Here is a 16429-nt window from a genome sequence, read left to right as displayed (position 1 = left end):
GCCGTAAGTCTAGTAATGATGGCAAAGAGGTCACACCCGTTCCCATGCCGAACACGGAAGTTAAGCTCTTTAGCGCCGATGGTAGTTGGGGGCTTCCCCCTGTGAGAGTAGGACGTTGCTAGGCATATTAAGACACTGCTGATTCAATCAGTAGTGTCTTTTTTTTGTTTCTCGGAAGTCTATTGTTTCTAGCACCAGACGTCAAACTTAGGTAAACTATAAAAGAGAGCAAATGGCCTTTTACAAAAAACAAAATGCATAGGCGGCGTATAAAGCGTTGCGAATCTTATAAGGAAGTGGCAATGTGGCAAAAAAACAAATTTGGTATGAAGTCGAAGAATCGGAAACAATAGAACAGTGCTTGGAGAGAATGAAAAAGGATGGCTATATGCCGGTCGGCAGAAAAGAGGAGCCTCTTTTTCAAATTATCAATGGAGAACCTGTACCGATTCGCCAAATCATAAAATTTAAAGGTATGCCCTTTGAACAAGAATAGACTGACTGTTCAAAATCGAACTTTATTTTATTTTAGTTGAAGTAACGTTCGGATATTGCGTTGACTTACTACTTTTGCATTGATAAAATGAAATTGAAAAAGTCTTCGTTAGGAAAGTAAAAATTGCGTCGGTTACAGCGTAAAAATCAATGATAATGAGGAGGGAACCGTAGAGTCAAATATGTGACATCTAAAAAGCCTAGAGTGAATAAGCTGTGGCTTTTACGGATTTTGACAGCGGGAAAACGATGATCGAACGTTATACTCGTCCGGAAATGGGCGCCATTTGGACAGATGAAAATAAGTACAATAATTGGTTGGAAGTTGAGATATTAGCTGCAGAAGCATGGGCAGAGCTTGGTGATATTCCAAAAGAAGATGTAGCAAAGATTCGCGAGCATGCTTCATTTGATATCAATCGGATTTTAGAAATTGAAAAAGAAACTCGTCATGATGTTGTGGCTTTTACTCGAGCTGTATCTGAAACACTTGGCGATGAACGCAAATGGGTGCATTATGGTCTTACTTCAACAGACGTCGTAGATACTGCACTGTCTTACCAATTAAAACAAGCAAATGCAATATTACGTGAAGATATTAAACGTTTCATTGATATTTTGGCAGTAAAAGCAAAAGAACATAAATATACGGTCATGATGGGCCGTACACATGGCGTACATGCAGAACCCACAACATTTGGTCTAAAGCTTGCTTTATGGTATGAAGAGATGAAACGCAATATGGAACGCTTTGAAGCAGCCGCTAAAACGATTGAAACAGGGAAAATTTCTGGAGCAGTAGGAACTTACGCAAATATCGATCCATTCGTGGAAGAGTATGTTTGCAGTAAATTAGGTCTTCAAGCAGCACCTATTTCCACTCAAACATTACAACGAGATCGCCATGCTGATTATATTGCAACATTGGCATTGATTGCTACTTCTATTGATAAATTTGCTACAGAGATTCGTGGCTTGCAAAAATCTGAAATACGAGAAGTAGAAGAATTCTTTGCGAAGGGACAAAAAGGTTCTTCTGCTATGCCGCATAAGAGAAATCCAATTGGATCAGAAAATATGGTTGGCCTAGCGAGAGTAATTCGTGGCCATATGGTGACTGCTTATGAAAATGTATCACTTTGGCATGAACGTGATATTTCTCATTCGTCTGCTGAACGCATCATTTTGCCTGATACAACTATTGGTTTAAATTATATGTTGAACCGCTTCGGCAACATCGTGAAAAACTTAACGGTTTTAGAAGACAATATGAAACGCAATATGGATAGCACATTTGGGCTAATCTACTCACAACGCGTGCTTCTTGCATTGATCGACAAAGGACTATCTCGTGAAGAGGCGTATGATACTGTACAACCTTTAACAGCTAAAGCATGGGACGAACAAATTCAGTTCCGCGAGCTTGTGGAAGGGAATCCAGTCATTAGTTCACATCTTTCTGAAGAAGAGATTGCTGATTGCTTTAATTACCAATATCACTTAAAAAATGTGGACTTAATTTTTGAACGTCTTGGCTTAAACTAAAAAAACTGCCCAACTTTGGGCAGTTTTTTTTGCATCATACTGTTTCTGTCTTACTGTTTTTGTGAAGATTGATTTGAATTAGAGGACTGGTTATTTTTATTTTGTTGGTTTTTTGATGATTGATTCGATGAGTTCGATGACTGGCTCATGTTTGATTGTTGTTGAGAATTGTTCGATTGCTGGCTAATATTCGATTGTTGGTTATTGCTTGATTGTCCACTATTATTCGATTGTTGGCTGTTTCCTTGCTTGCCTGTACCGGATAATGAAGAGAAATCTTGCATTAGTTGCTCAATATCAGGAATGACGGAAGAGTTGGATGAAGCATTGGCATTTGAGCTAGAACCGCTTGACCCACCTGAACCTCCGTTATTGCTGTTTGACTTGGATTTGCCACCTAGGCCCATAGCAGCTGAAGCTATACTGGCAAGAGATGATCCTGATCCAGAATTGCTTGAGCCTCCTGAATTGCCTGAGTATCCAGAGTTACTTGTGCTTCCTGATGTGCCGAAGCCTCCAGAGTTTCCTGAGCTTCCGGAATTGCCTGATTGCAATTCACTAACCATGGTGGACAGATAGTTGCTTAAGAAGGATTTAGTTGGACAGAATTTCGCGACCCCTTCACCCATCTTCATCGCACCAATCATAATCATAGCCTTCGCGCGCATACAATCAGGTTTATGGGCTAGTCTACCGACACCTAATGCAGTCATAGTAGCACCGCATGCAAAACGCATATAAGCACTTTTTACACTGATATTTCCACCTGTTGTCGTCATCAATTTAACCTCCAGTTATCATTCAAATTTTATTTCTTTGCTTTCCAGAAGCGCTATGATACGATTATTTTACCATCCAAAATATTCAAATTACTTTTGGGCGTATCCCAACCATAACATAAGCACAAACTTAGAAAGGAGATGGATGTAATGCTTGAGCCGAATTGGAAAATTACTGAACTTAGAAAGCAAGTGGCAGTAATTGATGGTAAAACAGCACCCACGATTGTTATTACAAATGCACGTTATCTACATAGCATGTACAAAAAATGGGTGGAGGGGAATATATGGATTTTAGGCGACCGAATTGTATATGCCGGCCCTAAAATGCCTGTAAATATAGAAGGAACAGAAATTGTAGATGCAAGTGGCAAGACGATTGTACCCGGCTATATTGAACCGCATGTACATCCATTTCAACTTTATAATCCCCAAACTTTAGCGGATTATGCGGCACAATTAGGGACAACTACGTTAATTTCGGATAACTTAACATTCTTTTTGCATACCACAAATGAGAAAGCGTTTTCAATGTTAGACCAATTAAAAAAATTGCCATTTTCATTTTATTGGTGGGCTCGCTTTGATTCGCAAACCGAATTACATGATGAACACAAGCTCTTTACGCCAATAGCTATCCATGATTGGTTGGAAAGAAGCGATGTCCTTATGGGCGGCGAGCTAACTGGATGGCCCAAGCTAGTAGCAGGCGATGACCAAATGCTGTATTCATTGCAAGAAGCTCATATGTACGGCAAAAAAATAGAAGCACATTTACCAGGATCCTCTTCTCGGACCCTTGCAAGATTAAAATTATTTGGTGCGGACGGCGATCATGAGGCCATGACAGTAGAAGAAGTGGAAAACAGGGTTCTTCACGGCTATGGTGTCACTTTACGCCATTCATCTATACGCCCGGATTTACCTGACTTATTGAAAGGTATTTTAGAAAAGGATTTGAACCTCTTTGATCATTTGATGATGACAACTGATGGAGCGACACCATCATTCTATAAAAAGGGCATCATGGATCAATGCATTCAAGTAGCGCTCGATGCAGGAGTAGATCCAATTGATGCGTATCAAATGGCCTCTTATAACATTGCTAGATATTATAATATGTCTGATGTGCATGGATTCATTGCAACGGGCCGTTTCGCTACACTTAATATATTAGAGGATGAATACCATCCTGTTCCAGAAAGCGTGTTATCAAAAGGCGTATGGTTAAAACGCGATGGGCAAAAAGTAAGAACATTAGAAGGTGTCGACTTTTCAGCATTGCCGCCATTAAATCTGTCATTTGATTTAACAGAGGAAGATTGCCAGTTCTCCATGCCGTTTGGGATTGAGATGCTGAATGATGTAATTACCAAACCATATAAAGTATCTGTTCACCCAAATCATGGACATTTAAGCGAAGAACATGATGAATGTTTCTTAATGCTCGTAGACCGAAAAGGGCAATGGCGCGTGAATACACTCATCAAAGGGTTTGCGAATAAGCTCCAAGGCTTCGCATCTTCTTATTCTTCTACTGGTGACATTATTTTAATTGGGAAAGATATAAAAGAAATGCTACATGCGTTTAATGTGATGAAAGAAATGAACGGTGGCATCGTCCTAGTAGAAAGTGGAGAGGTTATTGAAACCATTCCATTGCCGCTTTGCGGTGGATTATCTGTAGAACCGGTTGAGCATTTAATCCAGCAGCAAAACGCTTTGGCTAATGCATTGGCTGAACGAGGCTATGCGCATGGCGATGCGATTTATACTCTATTATTCTTGCAATCTACACACTTGCCATATGTTCGAATTACACAGCAGGGAATTTATGAAGTCATGAAGAAAAAGGTACTATTCCCATCCCTTATGAGGTAGTAGTGCACTAAAGCGTGAAATTGATATATATCCTATAATGGTGGTAAAATAGAGTAGAAGAAAGTTGTCTTCTTGCTGTACTTTGCCCTTTAGGGTGTATGCCTTCTAAAGCCTAGTCACAAAGGCTAGTACACAAGCAAGGGAGGGGGAAAACGGTTATGCAAATTGATAAAATTAAAGGCCATCAAACAGAACAATTATTTAAAGCCGTTTTATCATTGAAAAATATAGAAGAATGCTATGAGTTTTTCGATGATTTATGTACAATCAGCGAGATTCAATCATTGGCACAGCGTTTTGAGGTCGCTCACCTTTTACGGTTGAAAAAGACATACGAAACAATCAAAAAAGAAACAGGCGCCTCTACTGCTACCATTTCAAGAGTACGCCGCTGCTTCGATTATGGCAATGACACGTACGATGAAATGCTAGGGCGTCTTTACCCAGACGAATCGCCTTATCAAGCGCCTAAATAGGGACCACAAAGAAAAGACTGGACCAAGTGTTCAGTTTTTTCTTTTTATAAAGATGTTGATCAACAAAAGAATGCATTTGTAGATTTAGCATGTGAAATAGTTTGTGTATACTAGGTATGATAGAAAGTGAATAGGGGGCTTTTGAAAAAATGATGGATTGGCGGCATGTATTTAAGCTGGACCCAGCAAAGGAGATTTCAGATAACGCATTAGAAGCAATTTGCGAATCTGGTACCGATGCGATTATAGTAGGAGGTTCAGACGATGTAACGATAGATGGAGTGCTCGACCTGCTAGCGAGAATTCGGCGCTTTACTGTGCCTGTAGCATTAGAGATTTCAAATATAGATAGTATTTCGCCGGGATATGACTATTACTTCATTCCAACGGTGTTAAATAGCAGTGATACATTATGGGTGAAGGATCTTCATCACGAAGCGATTAAGGCATTTGGCGATGTGATGATGTGGGAGGAGCTTGTAGCAGAAGGCTATTGTATCTTAAACGCTGATTGCAAAGCTGCAAAATTATCCAAAGCTAAAACGGACTGTGATCCAGATGATGTCATGGCTTATGCAAGAATGGCAGAGAACTTTTTCCGTTTGCCGGTCTTTTATATGGAATACAGCGGCACATACGGTGACCCTGAACTTGTAAAATCCATTGGGGAAGAACTTTCAACAACTAAGCTCTTTTATGGAGGCGGTATTGCTTCAGAGGAACAAGCGGCAGAAATGGCTTCTTACGCTGATACAGTTGTCGTAGGCAATGTAGTGTATGATAATTTGAAAACAGCCCTGAAGACAGTAAAGGCTGTTAAAGAGACAGTAAAAAATGTATAATAAGAACAAATGTTTGTAAAGGAGAGTGCATATGGAACAGCTGACAAGAAATTTGCTGAGTGGCATGAATAAAGAACAAGAAGAAGCAGTTAAAACAACAGAAGGCCCTCTCCTCATCATGGCGGGAGCAGGTTCAGGAAAAACGAGAGTATTAACGCATCGAATTGCTTATTTGGTCATCGAAAAGCAAGTCTATCCTTCCAAAATATTAGCGATCACCTTCACTAATAAAGCGGGCCGCGAAATGAAGGAGCGGATCAACAACTTGCTTGGCCAAGGAACAAGCGAACGGATGTGGGTATCTACGTTCCACTCGATGTGCGTGCGCATATTAAGACGAGATATCGACCGCATTGGCTATAGCAAGAGCTTTACCATCCTCGATACCTCTGACCAACTGACCGTAATTAAAAATGCTCTAAAAGAGCTAAACATCGATCCAAAACGATTTGATCCGCGTTCCATGCTGAATGCGATTAGCTCTGCCAAGAACGAGTGCATTGATGCTGCCTCGTACAAAGCTCAAATCAATGAATCTAACCCATATGAACGGACTGTCGCGCAAGTATATGAGAACTATCAAAAACGCTTGAGAAAGAATCAATCATGCGACTTCGATGATTTGATTATGCTTACAATCCGTCTTTTTGAAGAAGTACCTGAAGTCTTGGAATATTATCAAAACCGTTTCCAATACATTCACGTGGACGAGTACCAAGATACCAATAAATCTCAGTACCTGTTAGTCAAAATGCTTGCAAAGAGATTTAAAAATCTTTGTGTTGTAGGTGACTCAGATCAATCAATTTATCGCTGGCGCGGTGCAGATATTCAGAACATCTTATCATTTGAGAAGGATTATCCGAATGCCAAGGTTATTATGCTTGAGCAAAATTATCGTTCTACATCGCGCATACTACAGGCGGCTAATGACGTCATAGAAAATAATACGAGCCGTTATCCGAAGAAGCTCCGTACGGAAAACGAAGATGGAGAAAAAATCTATCTGTACCGCTCCTATGACGAAAAGCAGGAAGCACAGTTCGTCGTTAAGACTATTCAAGAATTGATGGAGACAGAGAATCGTTCTGCAGATGATTTTGCTATTCTTTACCGTACAAATGCCCAATCGCGGGTAATGGAAGAAATGCTTGTCAAATCAAACATGAACTATACCATTGTCGGCGGTACAAAGTTCTATGATCGAAAAGAAATTAAAGACTTGCTTGCCTATTTGCGTCTCATCGCCAATAATGATGATGATTTATCGCTCGCACGTATTATCAATGAGCCAAAACGGAGCATTGGCGCTACGTCATTTGAACGCATGGCTCAATTTGCTATTGATCAAGATCGTTCCATATTCGATGCATTGGCTGAAGCTGATTTTATGGGTTTATCTGCACGTGCAACGAAGGCAGCAATCGAATTCCGTGAGATGATATTAAATCTGACAAAAATGCAGGAGTTTTTGCCGGTCACAGAATTAGTGGAAGAAATCTTAACTAAATCCGGCTACCGCGATATGTTGAAGAATGAAAAAACAATTGAAGCGGAAAGCCGTTTAGAAAACATTGATGAGTTTATATCTGTTACTAAAGCATTTGAGGATCAAAGTGAGGACAAATCTTTGGTTGCCTTCTTAACTGATCTAGCGTTAATCGCTGATATTGACACATTGGATAAAGAAGATGAAACGAAAGGCTCTATTGTTTTGATGACGATGCATTCGGCGAAAGGGCTAGAGTTCCCTGTCGTGTTCATTATCGGTATGGAAGAAAATATCTTCCCGCATTCCCGTTCATTGCAGGATGATGATGAGATGGAGGAAGAAAGAAGGCTCGCTTATGTGGGTATAACAAGGGCTGAACAGCGCCTTTATTTAACATGTGCTCAATGCCGGACAATCTTTGGCCGCAGCAGCTTCAATACGCCTTCACGCTTCTTGCAGGAAATTGGCTCTGAAATACTGGAAGAAATAGCTTTGCGCGATCAAACAAATGGGCATACTAACTTTAATGCGCCAAGACGCCGTCCATCAGGCTATGCACAGCCACGTCAAACTGTGATTACACCTACCTATAAACAAACAGGTGGCGATCAGATTGGCTGGAAGGCTGGCGACAAAGCCTCTCATAAGAAATGGGGCGTAGGCACGGTAGTAGCAGTACGCGGAGAAGGCGAAAATACTGAATTGGATATTGCTTTTGCTAGTCCAACCGGCATTAAACGGTTACTTGCAAAATTTGCGCCAATCGAAAAAGTTTAAAAATGTGGAGGAAACAGAATGGACCGAGTTCAATTGGAAAACAGAGTGGCGGAGTTAAACAAACTTCTTCATGAATACGGGCACGCTTACTATGTATTGGATCAGCCCATCGTACCTGATGCTATCTATGATCAATTGATGCATGAATTGATTGCTATCGAAGAAGAAAATCCTGACCTTATTTTTCCGGATTCACCAACAAGACGAGTGGGCGGAGAAATACTGACAGGGTTTAACAAAGTGATGCATCAATATCCGATGTTGAGTTTAGGAAATGCGTTTAATGAAGAAGATCTAAACGATTTTGACCGCCGTGTACGCCAGGTGGTTGGAGATCAGGTCACATATGTATGTGAGCTGAAAATTGACGGTCTTGCGATTTCACTCCGTTATGAAGACGGGCTTTTTGTACAAGGTGCCACGCGCGGGAATGGGACAGTTGGCGAGGATATCACAGAAAACCTGAAAACTGTTCATTCCATTCCGCTGCGTTTAAAAGAACCTGTCAGTATTGAAGCACGCGGCGAATGCTATATGCCAAAGCGTTCATTTACTAATTTGAATAAGATGAGGGCAGAAAAAGGCGATGAGCTCTTTGCTAATCCGCGAAATGCTGCAGCTGGTTCGCTTCGTCAGCTTGATCCAAAGGTAGCAGCGAGCAGAAATTTATCGACATTCATTTATGCGATGGGTGGCAGCGGCGAAGCATATGGCCTTGAAAGCCATAGTGAAGCACTTGATTATATGGACCATTTGGGCTTTCAAACAAACCATGAGAGAAGAAAGTTCACTAATATGAAAGAAGTAATGGCGTATATCGAGGAATGGACAGAGCAACGCCCAACACTGCCGTATGAGATTGATGGCATTGTCATCAAAGTAGACAGCTACAACCAGCAAGAAGAACTAGGGAATACCGTAAAAGTTCCTCGTTGGTCTATCGCGTATAAATTCCCAGCTGAGGAAGTTGTAACAACTGTGTTAGACATTGACTTAACAGTGGGGCGCACGGGGGTTGTGACACCGACTGCCATCTTGCATCCTGTCCAAGTAGCAGGGACAACTGTTGGACGTGCAACGCTTCATAATGAAGATATCATTCGTGAAAAAGATGTGCGCATCGGCGATCAGGTCATCATCCGAAAAGCGGGTGACATTATTCCTGAAGTGGTATCTGTACTGTTTGATCAACGAAAAGAGGATAGCGAACCTTTCGTTATGCCGACACATTGTCCGGTATGCGACAGTGAACTTGTTCGCATTGAAGGGGAAGTAGCCTTGCGCTGCGTCAATCCGCAATGCTTTGCCCAAATATCAGAAGGAATGGCACACTTCGTCTCACGCAATGCCATGAATATCGATGGTTTGGGTGAGAAAGTTGTAGAACAATTGTTAAGGTCTGGGCTGGTTAAAGATGTATCTGATTTATACCGCCTTACTGTTGATGAATTGGTACAGCTTGATCGCATGGGTGAGAAATCTGCAACCAATCTAGTGAGCGCGATTGCAGCCTCTAAGGGGAATTCATTAGAGCGCTTATTGTTCGGCTTAGGCATCCGACATGTCGGGGCCAAAGCAGCAAGGCTACTGGCTGAAGAATTTGAAACGATGGATCGCCTAATCGGTGCGACAGAAACAGAATTAGTGAACGTCTTTGAAATTGGCGATAAAATGGCGGATTCAGTCGTAACGTATTTCGATAATGAAGACGTGTTGGCCTTGATCTCACGTTTAAAAGAAGCTGGCGTCAACATGAATTACCTTGGCAAGAAGGTGAACGCAGCGGAAATCGACAGTCCATTTTCAGGAAAAACAATTGTCCTGACCGGTAAATTAGAACAATTGACAAGAGACGATGCAAAAGTGAAAATAGAAGAGTTAGGCGGCAAAGTCACAGGCAGCGTCAGCAAAAAGACGGACCTGGTCATTGCCGGAACAGAGGCAGGCTCTAAACTCGCAAAAGCCGAAGATTTGGGCATTGAAGTGTGGGATGAGGACCGCCTGCTTGTAGAATTAAGAGAGTAAAGGAGTTTTCACAGGCAATGAACCGACTTCGCTTTATACCCGCAATGCTTGTTACAGCAATGCTTGCGGGCTGTAGTTTGCCTTCTTTATCGAAAGATTCATCCGTTGTTCAAACCACCACAAAAGATAAAGAAGAAACGACTATCATTCCAAGTATGCAAATCGATGACCAATACTACCGTACACTTTTACCGTATAAAGAAAGCGCAAGTAGAGGTTTGATTGTTTCCAATATCAATACAAAGTACGACGTGAAGGAAGCAGAAAGCGGGCTTTTACGTTTATCGCAACAGGCATTTGATCCGGATAAGTACTTTTTCCAAGAAGGACAATACCTAGATAAGGATACGGTTACTTCGTGGTTGGCACGGGGTAACCAAGACCCTGAGGGGTTAAACCCGAAAGAAACAAAAAATATGACGCCAGATGAGCGTGCCAAAAAAGCGCCAATCTATTTGGCCCATATTGTAGAGCAGAATTATCTGCAAAAAACGGGGAAAAACAAAGTGAAGCTTGCAGGCATTTCCATCGGCCTTGCGCTCAATTCAACCTATTATTATCAAAAAGAAGAATATGGCGCTACATATGACGAAGAAATTCCAGTGTCCATGATTGAATCTCAGGGAAAAAGGATGGCTTCGCAAGTAGTCAAACGACTGCGTCAAATCGACGGCTTGTCTGAAGTGCCGATTACAGTCGGGTTATTTAAACAACAAAGCAAATCAGCTATTACGCCAGGCACATACTTTGCCTATACAGATGTAGATAAAGGTAGCGCCTCAATTAAAAGCTGGAAAAAAGTAAATGAAAAATATGTGCTATTCCCAACAAGTGATTCAACAAACAAGTATCGGGATATCAATGAAAACTTCAATTACTTTAAGCAGGATATTGATAAGTATTTCTCAAACTACACTAATATCGTAGGCACTGGTTTCTATCAAAATAACAAAATCAAAAAGCTAGAAATCCAGATTCCTATTAAGTTTTACGGGACTTCCGAAATCATCGGGTTTACTCAATATATGGCGGGAGAAGTCATGGACCAATTCCCTAAAGGTCTAGAAATTGAAGTGAACGTAACATCCGTCAATGGTCCAGAAGCGCTTGTCGTGAAAGAAGCCAATGCGGACGAACCGTATATTCATATTTACAATGATTAATAGATGCATTAGAAAGAAGAGCTTAAAGGGGGTTTATCCTTTAAGCTCTTCAGACTGTAGACAAACTCTAAGGATTTGGAGTTTGCGTGCAGTCTTTTTTCTTTTAAAACGGAACCAACAGGAAAACTGTTGATTTCCGCTCGAGCGGACGCTTTCCGGGAGGCACGGCTTCAGCCGCTTCCTTCGCTTTGCTCCGTCCAGGGGCTTCAGCTCGTGCTAATCCCCCAGGAGTCGCCGCTCTCCTCTCCAATCAACAAGTGTCTATCTAGTCAACGAACGTAAAACAGATGGCGATTTTGACCATTGAGCAATTGAATCCGCAAGAACACTTCTGTTCGTAAGCTAGATGCGGCGCTTGATTTTTCATTCATTTATCAGTTGGTTGAGAACTTATACTCTGTAGAAAAGATTTTCTAACGTGTGCTCAAAGAAATAGATCCGGAGACGCTATTATTTATAGGACGAGCGACAAAACAGTTTGCCTATTTCTCCTACACTGCCATCGATGAAAAGGGCTGCGTGCTCGATAATTGATCAATGTACGCAAAGTAAAAACAAGCAAAAGATGATCCAGCGGCATATTTGACGGGATTACCTGGACGTTGGAGAAGACTTGAGACACCAATATGAGATCAAAGAAATCTGTGAGGAATGGAGAGAAACGGTTGAATGTAGCTTTGCGGATGTGGAAGAGAGGCACGGAATGCGATGGACAACCCTGAAAGGTCTTAAAAAATTGTCCATGCAGATGATGCTGTCTTTAGCTGCCCAACAAAATGTAAAAAAACCTGCCAGGTGGACATGGAGCCACCTGTCCAAATCGAGTATCCATTGGGACACCTAGTTGATTGGAGTGCGTGGTGGCGACTCCTGGGGAATCAGCGCAGCGCGAAGACCCCGCAGGAGCAACGCGACGAGGAGGCTGAGGGCAAGCCCCCGGAAAGCGTCCGCCAGGAACGGAAATCAACGATCGGTTTCGCCTATACGGATTTAGAAGCTGAAAACCCAAAAGGGCTGGAAATCATGTCGACTTCCAACCCTTTTTGTATACTTGCTTGATGGGTAAGCTACATTCTTCATGCGCTTAAAAAATCTGGCAGGAAGCTTTTACATTCTGTTTGCGATACAACAAACTGAAAAACCTTTGCCAGCAAGCGTTCAGACAGTGCTTTAGCGAAGGGAAGTGTGTTGCACATTCCTTTGGTATAATGATATTATTATCGGTATGGTTATTGAATTCGGAGGTGTAAAAAATGGCGAAACTTTCAAAGGAAGAAGTAAAGCATGTCGCGAAACTTGCGAGACTTGCGATTACAGAAGAAGAGGCAGAAATGTTCGCGGAGCAATTGGGCGCGATTACTGATTTTGCTGTGCAACTAAATGAACTCGATACAACAAATGTTCAACCAACAACGCATGTATTGCCGCTTGTTAACGTATTCCGTGAGGACGTAGCAGTTAAAGGTTTAGACCGCGATGTGATGATGAAAAACGTGAAAGAACAACAAGATGGACTAGTTAAGGTACCACCAATTATTAAAGATTAAGGAGGGAATCCCGTGTCTCTATTCAAAAAATCAGCGAAAGAATTGCAAGAGCTATTACATAGCAAAGAAATCACCATTGCTGACTTAACAAAAGAAGCTTATGACCGCATTGATGCATTAGACGGTGAAGTAGGCGCATTTTTAGCATTAAATAAAGAACAAGCACTAAAAGAAGCGGAAGAAATGGATAAAGTTCCATTTGAAGAACGCGGACCGCTATTTGGTATGCCAATCGGCGTGAAAGACAATATTGTAACAGAAGGTTTGGAAACAACATGCGCTTCTAAAATTCTAGAAGGCTTTAATCCAATCTACAATGCAACCGTTGTCAATAAATTGAAAGAAGCAGGCATGGTGAACGTCGGCAAAATCAACATGGACGAATTTGCAATGGGTTCTGCCAACGAAAACTCATCGATCAAACCTGTGCATAATCCATGGAATTTTGAACATGTACCAGGTGGTTCTTCAGGTGGTTCAGCAGCAGCTGTCGCAGCAGGCGAAGTACCATTCTCATTGGGCTCTGATACAGGCGGCTCTATCCGCCAACCAGCGGCTTACTGCGGTGTGGTTGGTATGAAACCAACATACGGCCGTGTTTCTCGTTTTGGTCTTGTAGCATTCGCTTCATCTCTTGACCAAATTGGACCGATTACACGTAATGTACGCGACAATGCGCTACTATTAGAAGCTATTGCAGGAGTGGATGCGCATGACTCTACATCTGCTAATGTAGAAGTGCCTCACTATGTAGATCAATTAACTGGCGATATTAAAGGCCTTAAAATCGCAGTGCCAAAAGAATACCTCGGCGAAGGGGTAGGCGAAGCAGCACGCAAATCTGTACTAGAAGCAATTGAAAAATTAAAAGAACTAGGTGCAACTGTTGATGAAGTATCCCTTCCTCACTCAAAATATGCTCTAGCAGCTTACTATATTCTGTCTTCATCTGAAGCATCATCTAACCTTTCTCGCTTTGACGGTATTCGTTACGGCTTTAGAGCAGAAGCAGACAACTTGGATGATCTGTATACAAAAACTCGTGCAGAAGGCTTTGGCGATGAAGTTAAACGCCGTATCATGCTTGGCACATACTCACTATCAGCGGGTACATATGATGCGTATTACAAAAAAGCGCAACAAGTCCGCACATTAATCAAACAAGACTTCGATAAAGTATTTGAAGAGTACGATGTGATCGTTGGTCCAACTTCTCCAACTGCAGCATTCAAACTAGGAGAAAACTTGGATGATCCGATGACTGTCTATGCAAATGACATTTTGACAGTGCCAATCAACTTAGCTGGCGTACCAGCCATCTCAATTCCATGTGGATTTGATAATGGTCTTCCTCTTGGTCTTCAAATCATCGGTAAATACTTTGAAGAAGGTACTGTATACCGCGTGGCTGATGCTTTTGAAAAAGCAACAGATTACCACGAAAAAACACCTCAAACTTGGGAGGTAAAATAACATGAATTACGAAACAGTCATTGGTTTAGAAGTGCATGTGGAGTTAAAGACGAATTCAAAAATCTTCTCACCATCACCAAACCAATTTGGTTCAGAACCAAATACCAATACATCTGTGATCGACCTTGGGTATCCTGGCGTGCTTCCAGTTGTGAACAAAGAGGTAGTTAACTATGCTATGCGCGCATCATTGGCGTTAAACATGGATATCAACCAACACACTAAATTCGACCGCAAAAACTATTTCTATCCGGATAATCCGAAAGCGTACCAAATTTCACAATTTGATGTGCCAATCGGCGAAAATGGCTGGATTGAAATCGAAGTAGGCGGCGAGAAAAAACGTATCGGTATCACACGTCTTCACATGGAAGAAGATGCTGGTAAATTAACGCATGGCAAAAATGCTTCACTTGTAGACTACAACCGCCAAGGAACACCATTGGTTGAAATTGTATCTGAACCAGATATCCGCACACCGGAAGAAGCATATGCATATCTAGAAAAATTAAAAGCAATCATCCAATATACAGGCGTTTCAGACGTGCGTATGGAAGAAGGCTCATTGCGCTGTGACGCCAACATCTCTATCCGTCCATATGGCCAAGATGAGTTTGGCGTTAAAACAGAATTGAAAAACTTAAACTCATTCAGCTTTGTGAAAAAAGGCCTTGAGTATGAGGAACAACGCCAAGCAGCTGTATTAAACGCAGGCGGTGAAATCAAGCAAGAGACTCGCCGATTCGATGAGAAAACAGGCAAAACAATCCTTATGCGTGTCAAAGAAGGAACAGATGATTACCGTTACTTCCCTGAACCTGATTTAGTGGATATTGTCATTGATGATGAATGGCTAGAACGTGAAAAAGCTGCTATCCCTGAATTGCCGGATGCACGTAAAGAGCGCTATGTTTCTGAATACGGCGTGCCTGCGTATGATGCGCATGTATTGACGCTATCAAAAGAAACTGCTGATTTCTTTGAAGCAACTGTTGCAACAGGAGCGGATGCAAAACTTTCATCTAACTGGTTAATGGGTGAAGTATCAGCATACTTAAATGCAGAGCAAAAAGAGCTTTCTGATACAGCTCTTACACCGGAAGGACTTGGCGGCATGATCAAACTGATCACAGCTGGCACGATCTCTTCAAAAATCGCGAAAAAAGTATTTAAAGAGCTGGTTGAAAACGGTGGCGAAGCAGAGAAAATCGTCAAAGAAAAAGGACTTGTCCAAATTTCAGACGAAGGCGCATTGCTTAAAATGGTCACTGAGGTGCTTGATCAAAACGCACAATCTATTGAAGACTTCAAAAACGGTAAAGACCGTGCAATTGGCTTCTTAGTAGGTCAAATCATGAAAGCTTCACGTGGACAAGCTAACCCTCAAATGGTGAATAAAATGCTACTTGAAGAAATTCAAAAACGCTAATTCTAATAAAAAACGCTTGGAGATGAAATGATCTCCAAGCGTTTTTTTATTTATTTTTTTTCATCCACTAATTCAAAACGTTCACATACGAGCAGCATATCTTCTGAAAACTCTAAGCCAACTTTACTTAACGCTTCTGTAAAGAATTCTACATGAACCTCTTTCCAATAGCGATATGTCCGGTCGCCTTCACCTTCAGCAATAGCAAATTCTTCTGGCACCTCATTCATCGGCATAATCTTGACATCCACTGTTTTGATAATAGCCAAGGGCTCGTTTTTGCTATTTAAAATAATGCTGTAGTCATTAACAGCAGGAAGTGGCTCCTGTTCTATTTCATACAAAATATGACCAGAACAAGTAGCTGTCTTCACCCCATCGATGACCAATTGCGCCAAGTAATCTGGATTACCGCCGAATTGCCAGGCACTGACCTTCGATGGCTTTTCTTTCTTTTGCTTATCCCAAAACGTATTCCAGTATAGTTGTGATGTTTCATTCATAT

General features: G+C 41.6%; 14 protein-coding genes and 1 rRNA gene. 13 read left to right on the top strand and 2 right to left on the bottom strand.

Annotated features, from left to right (window positions below):
* The first annotated feature begins 8 nt into the window (after window positions 1–8).
* The 3 genes from rrf (at window position 9) to purB (ending at window position 2040) form a co-directional block, all read left to right on the top strand.
* Window positions 9–124 (top strand): 5S ribosomal RNA (rrf, locus tag RCJ93_RS12760).
* 180 nt (window positions 125–304) lie between these two features.
* On the top strand, window positions 305–496 hold the full coding sequence (locus tag RCJ93_RS12755) for an NETI motif-containing protein (RefSeq protein ID WP_446739207.1): 192 nt from the start codon (window positions 305–307) through the stop codon (window positions 494–496).
* Window positions 497–744: 248 nt separating this feature from the next.
* Complete coding sequence (gene purB / locus RCJ93_RS12750) at window positions 745–2040, top strand: adenylosuccinate lyase (RefSeq protein ID WP_150285279.1); 1296 nt, start codon at window positions 745–747, stop codon at window positions 2038–2040.
* 50 nt (window positions 2041–2090) lie between these two features.
* On the opposite strand, the gene RCJ93_RS12745 is transcribed toward purB, so the two are convergent.
* A complete protein-coding gene (locus RCJ93_RS12745; RefSeq protein ID WP_446739206.1) occupies window positions 2091–2819 on the bottom strand; it encodes a hypothetical protein in 729 nt (242 codons plus the stop codon).
* Between the two features lie 150 nt (window positions 2820–2969).
* Here RCJ93_RS12745 and RCJ93_RS12740 point away from each other — a divergent pair, with 150 nt between their 5' ends.
* From RCJ93_RS12740 to gatB, 10 genes are all read left to right on the top strand, one after another.
* Window positions 2970–4700 (top strand): adenine deaminase C-terminal domain-containing protein, encoded by a 1731-nt coding sequence (locus RCJ93_RS12740; protein ID WP_446739205.1) that lies wholly within the window; start codon window positions 2970–2972, stop codon window positions 4698–4700.
* A 158-nt stretch (window positions 4701–4858) separates the two neighbouring features.
* Complete coding sequence (locus RCJ93_RS12735) at window positions 4859–5176, top strand: YerC/YecD family TrpR-related protein (RefSeq protein ID WP_147197654.1); 318 nt, start codon at window positions 4859–4861, stop codon at window positions 5174–5176.
* A 149-nt stretch (window positions 5177–5325) separates the two neighbouring features.
* Window positions 5326–6018, top strand: a complete 693-nt coding sequence (locus RCJ93_RS12730) for a heptaprenylglyceryl phosphate synthase (RefSeq protein WP_446739204.1) — start codon at window positions 5326–5328, stop codon at window positions 6016–6018.
* 31 nt (window positions 6019–6049) lie between these two features.
* A complete protein-coding gene (gene pcrA / locus RCJ93_RS12725; protein WP_446739203.1) occupies window positions 6050–8287 on the top strand; it encodes a DNA helicase PcrA in 2238 nt (745 codons plus the stop codon).
* 18 nt (window positions 8288–8305) lie between these two features.
* The gene (gene ligA / locus RCJ93_RS12720) at window positions 8306–10312 is read left to right on the top strand and encodes an NAD-dependent DNA ligase LigA (protein ID WP_446739202.1); all 2007 of its coding nucleotides are present in this window, start codon (window positions 8306–8308) and stop codon (window positions 10310–10312) included.
* Between the two features lie 17 nt (window positions 10313–10329).
* Window positions 10330–11475 carry a CamS family sex pheromone protein gene (locus RCJ93_RS12715; RefSeq protein WP_446739201.1) on the top strand — a complete coding sequence of 382 codons (1146 nt, stop codon included), beginning with the start codon at window positions 10330–10332 and terminating at the stop codon, window positions 11473–11475.
* A gap of 613 nt (window positions 11476–12088) precedes the next feature.
* Window positions 12089–12319, top strand: coding sequence for a transposase (locus RCJ93_RS12710; protein WP_446739200.1), 231 nt, complete (start codon window positions 12089–12091; stop codon window positions 12317–12319).
* A 409-nt stretch (window positions 12320–12728) separates the two neighbouring features.
* Entirely contained in the window at window positions 12729–13022 is a 294-nt protein-coding gene (gene gatC / locus RCJ93_RS12705) for an Asp-tRNA(Asn)/Glu-tRNA(Gln) amidotransferase subunit GatC (protein ID WP_446739199.1), read from the top strand.
* A 12-nt stretch (window positions 13023–13034) separates the two neighbouring features.
* Window positions 13035–14495: an Asp-tRNA(Asn)/Glu-tRNA(Gln) amidotransferase subunit GatA gene (gene gatA / locus RCJ93_RS12700; protein ID WP_147197663.1), complete on the top strand. Its 1461-nt coding sequence runs from the start codon at window positions 13035–13037 to the stop codon at window positions 14493–14495.
* 1 nt (window position 14496) lies between these two features.
* Complete coding sequence (gene gatB, locus RCJ93_RS12695; RefSeq protein ID WP_150285271.1) at window positions 14497–15924, top strand: Asp-tRNA(Asn)/Glu-tRNA(Gln) amidotransferase subunit GatB; 1428 nt, start codon at window positions 14497–14499, stop codon at window positions 15922–15924.
* Window positions 15925–15974: 50 nt separating this feature from the next.
* On the opposite strand, the gene RCJ93_RS12690 is transcribed toward gatB, so the two are convergent.
* Window positions 15975–16427, bottom strand: coding sequence for an ASCH domain-containing protein (locus RCJ93_RS12690; protein WP_446739198.1), 453 nt, complete (start codon window positions 16425–16427; stop codon window positions 15975–15977).
* Window positions 16428–16429 lie beyond the last annotated feature (2 nt).

Source organism: Rummeliibacillus sp. BSL5 (assembly GCF_052928305.1).
Note: the sequence above shows the minus strand (reverse complement) of the source record. Positions and strands in the feature narration are given on the sequence as shown.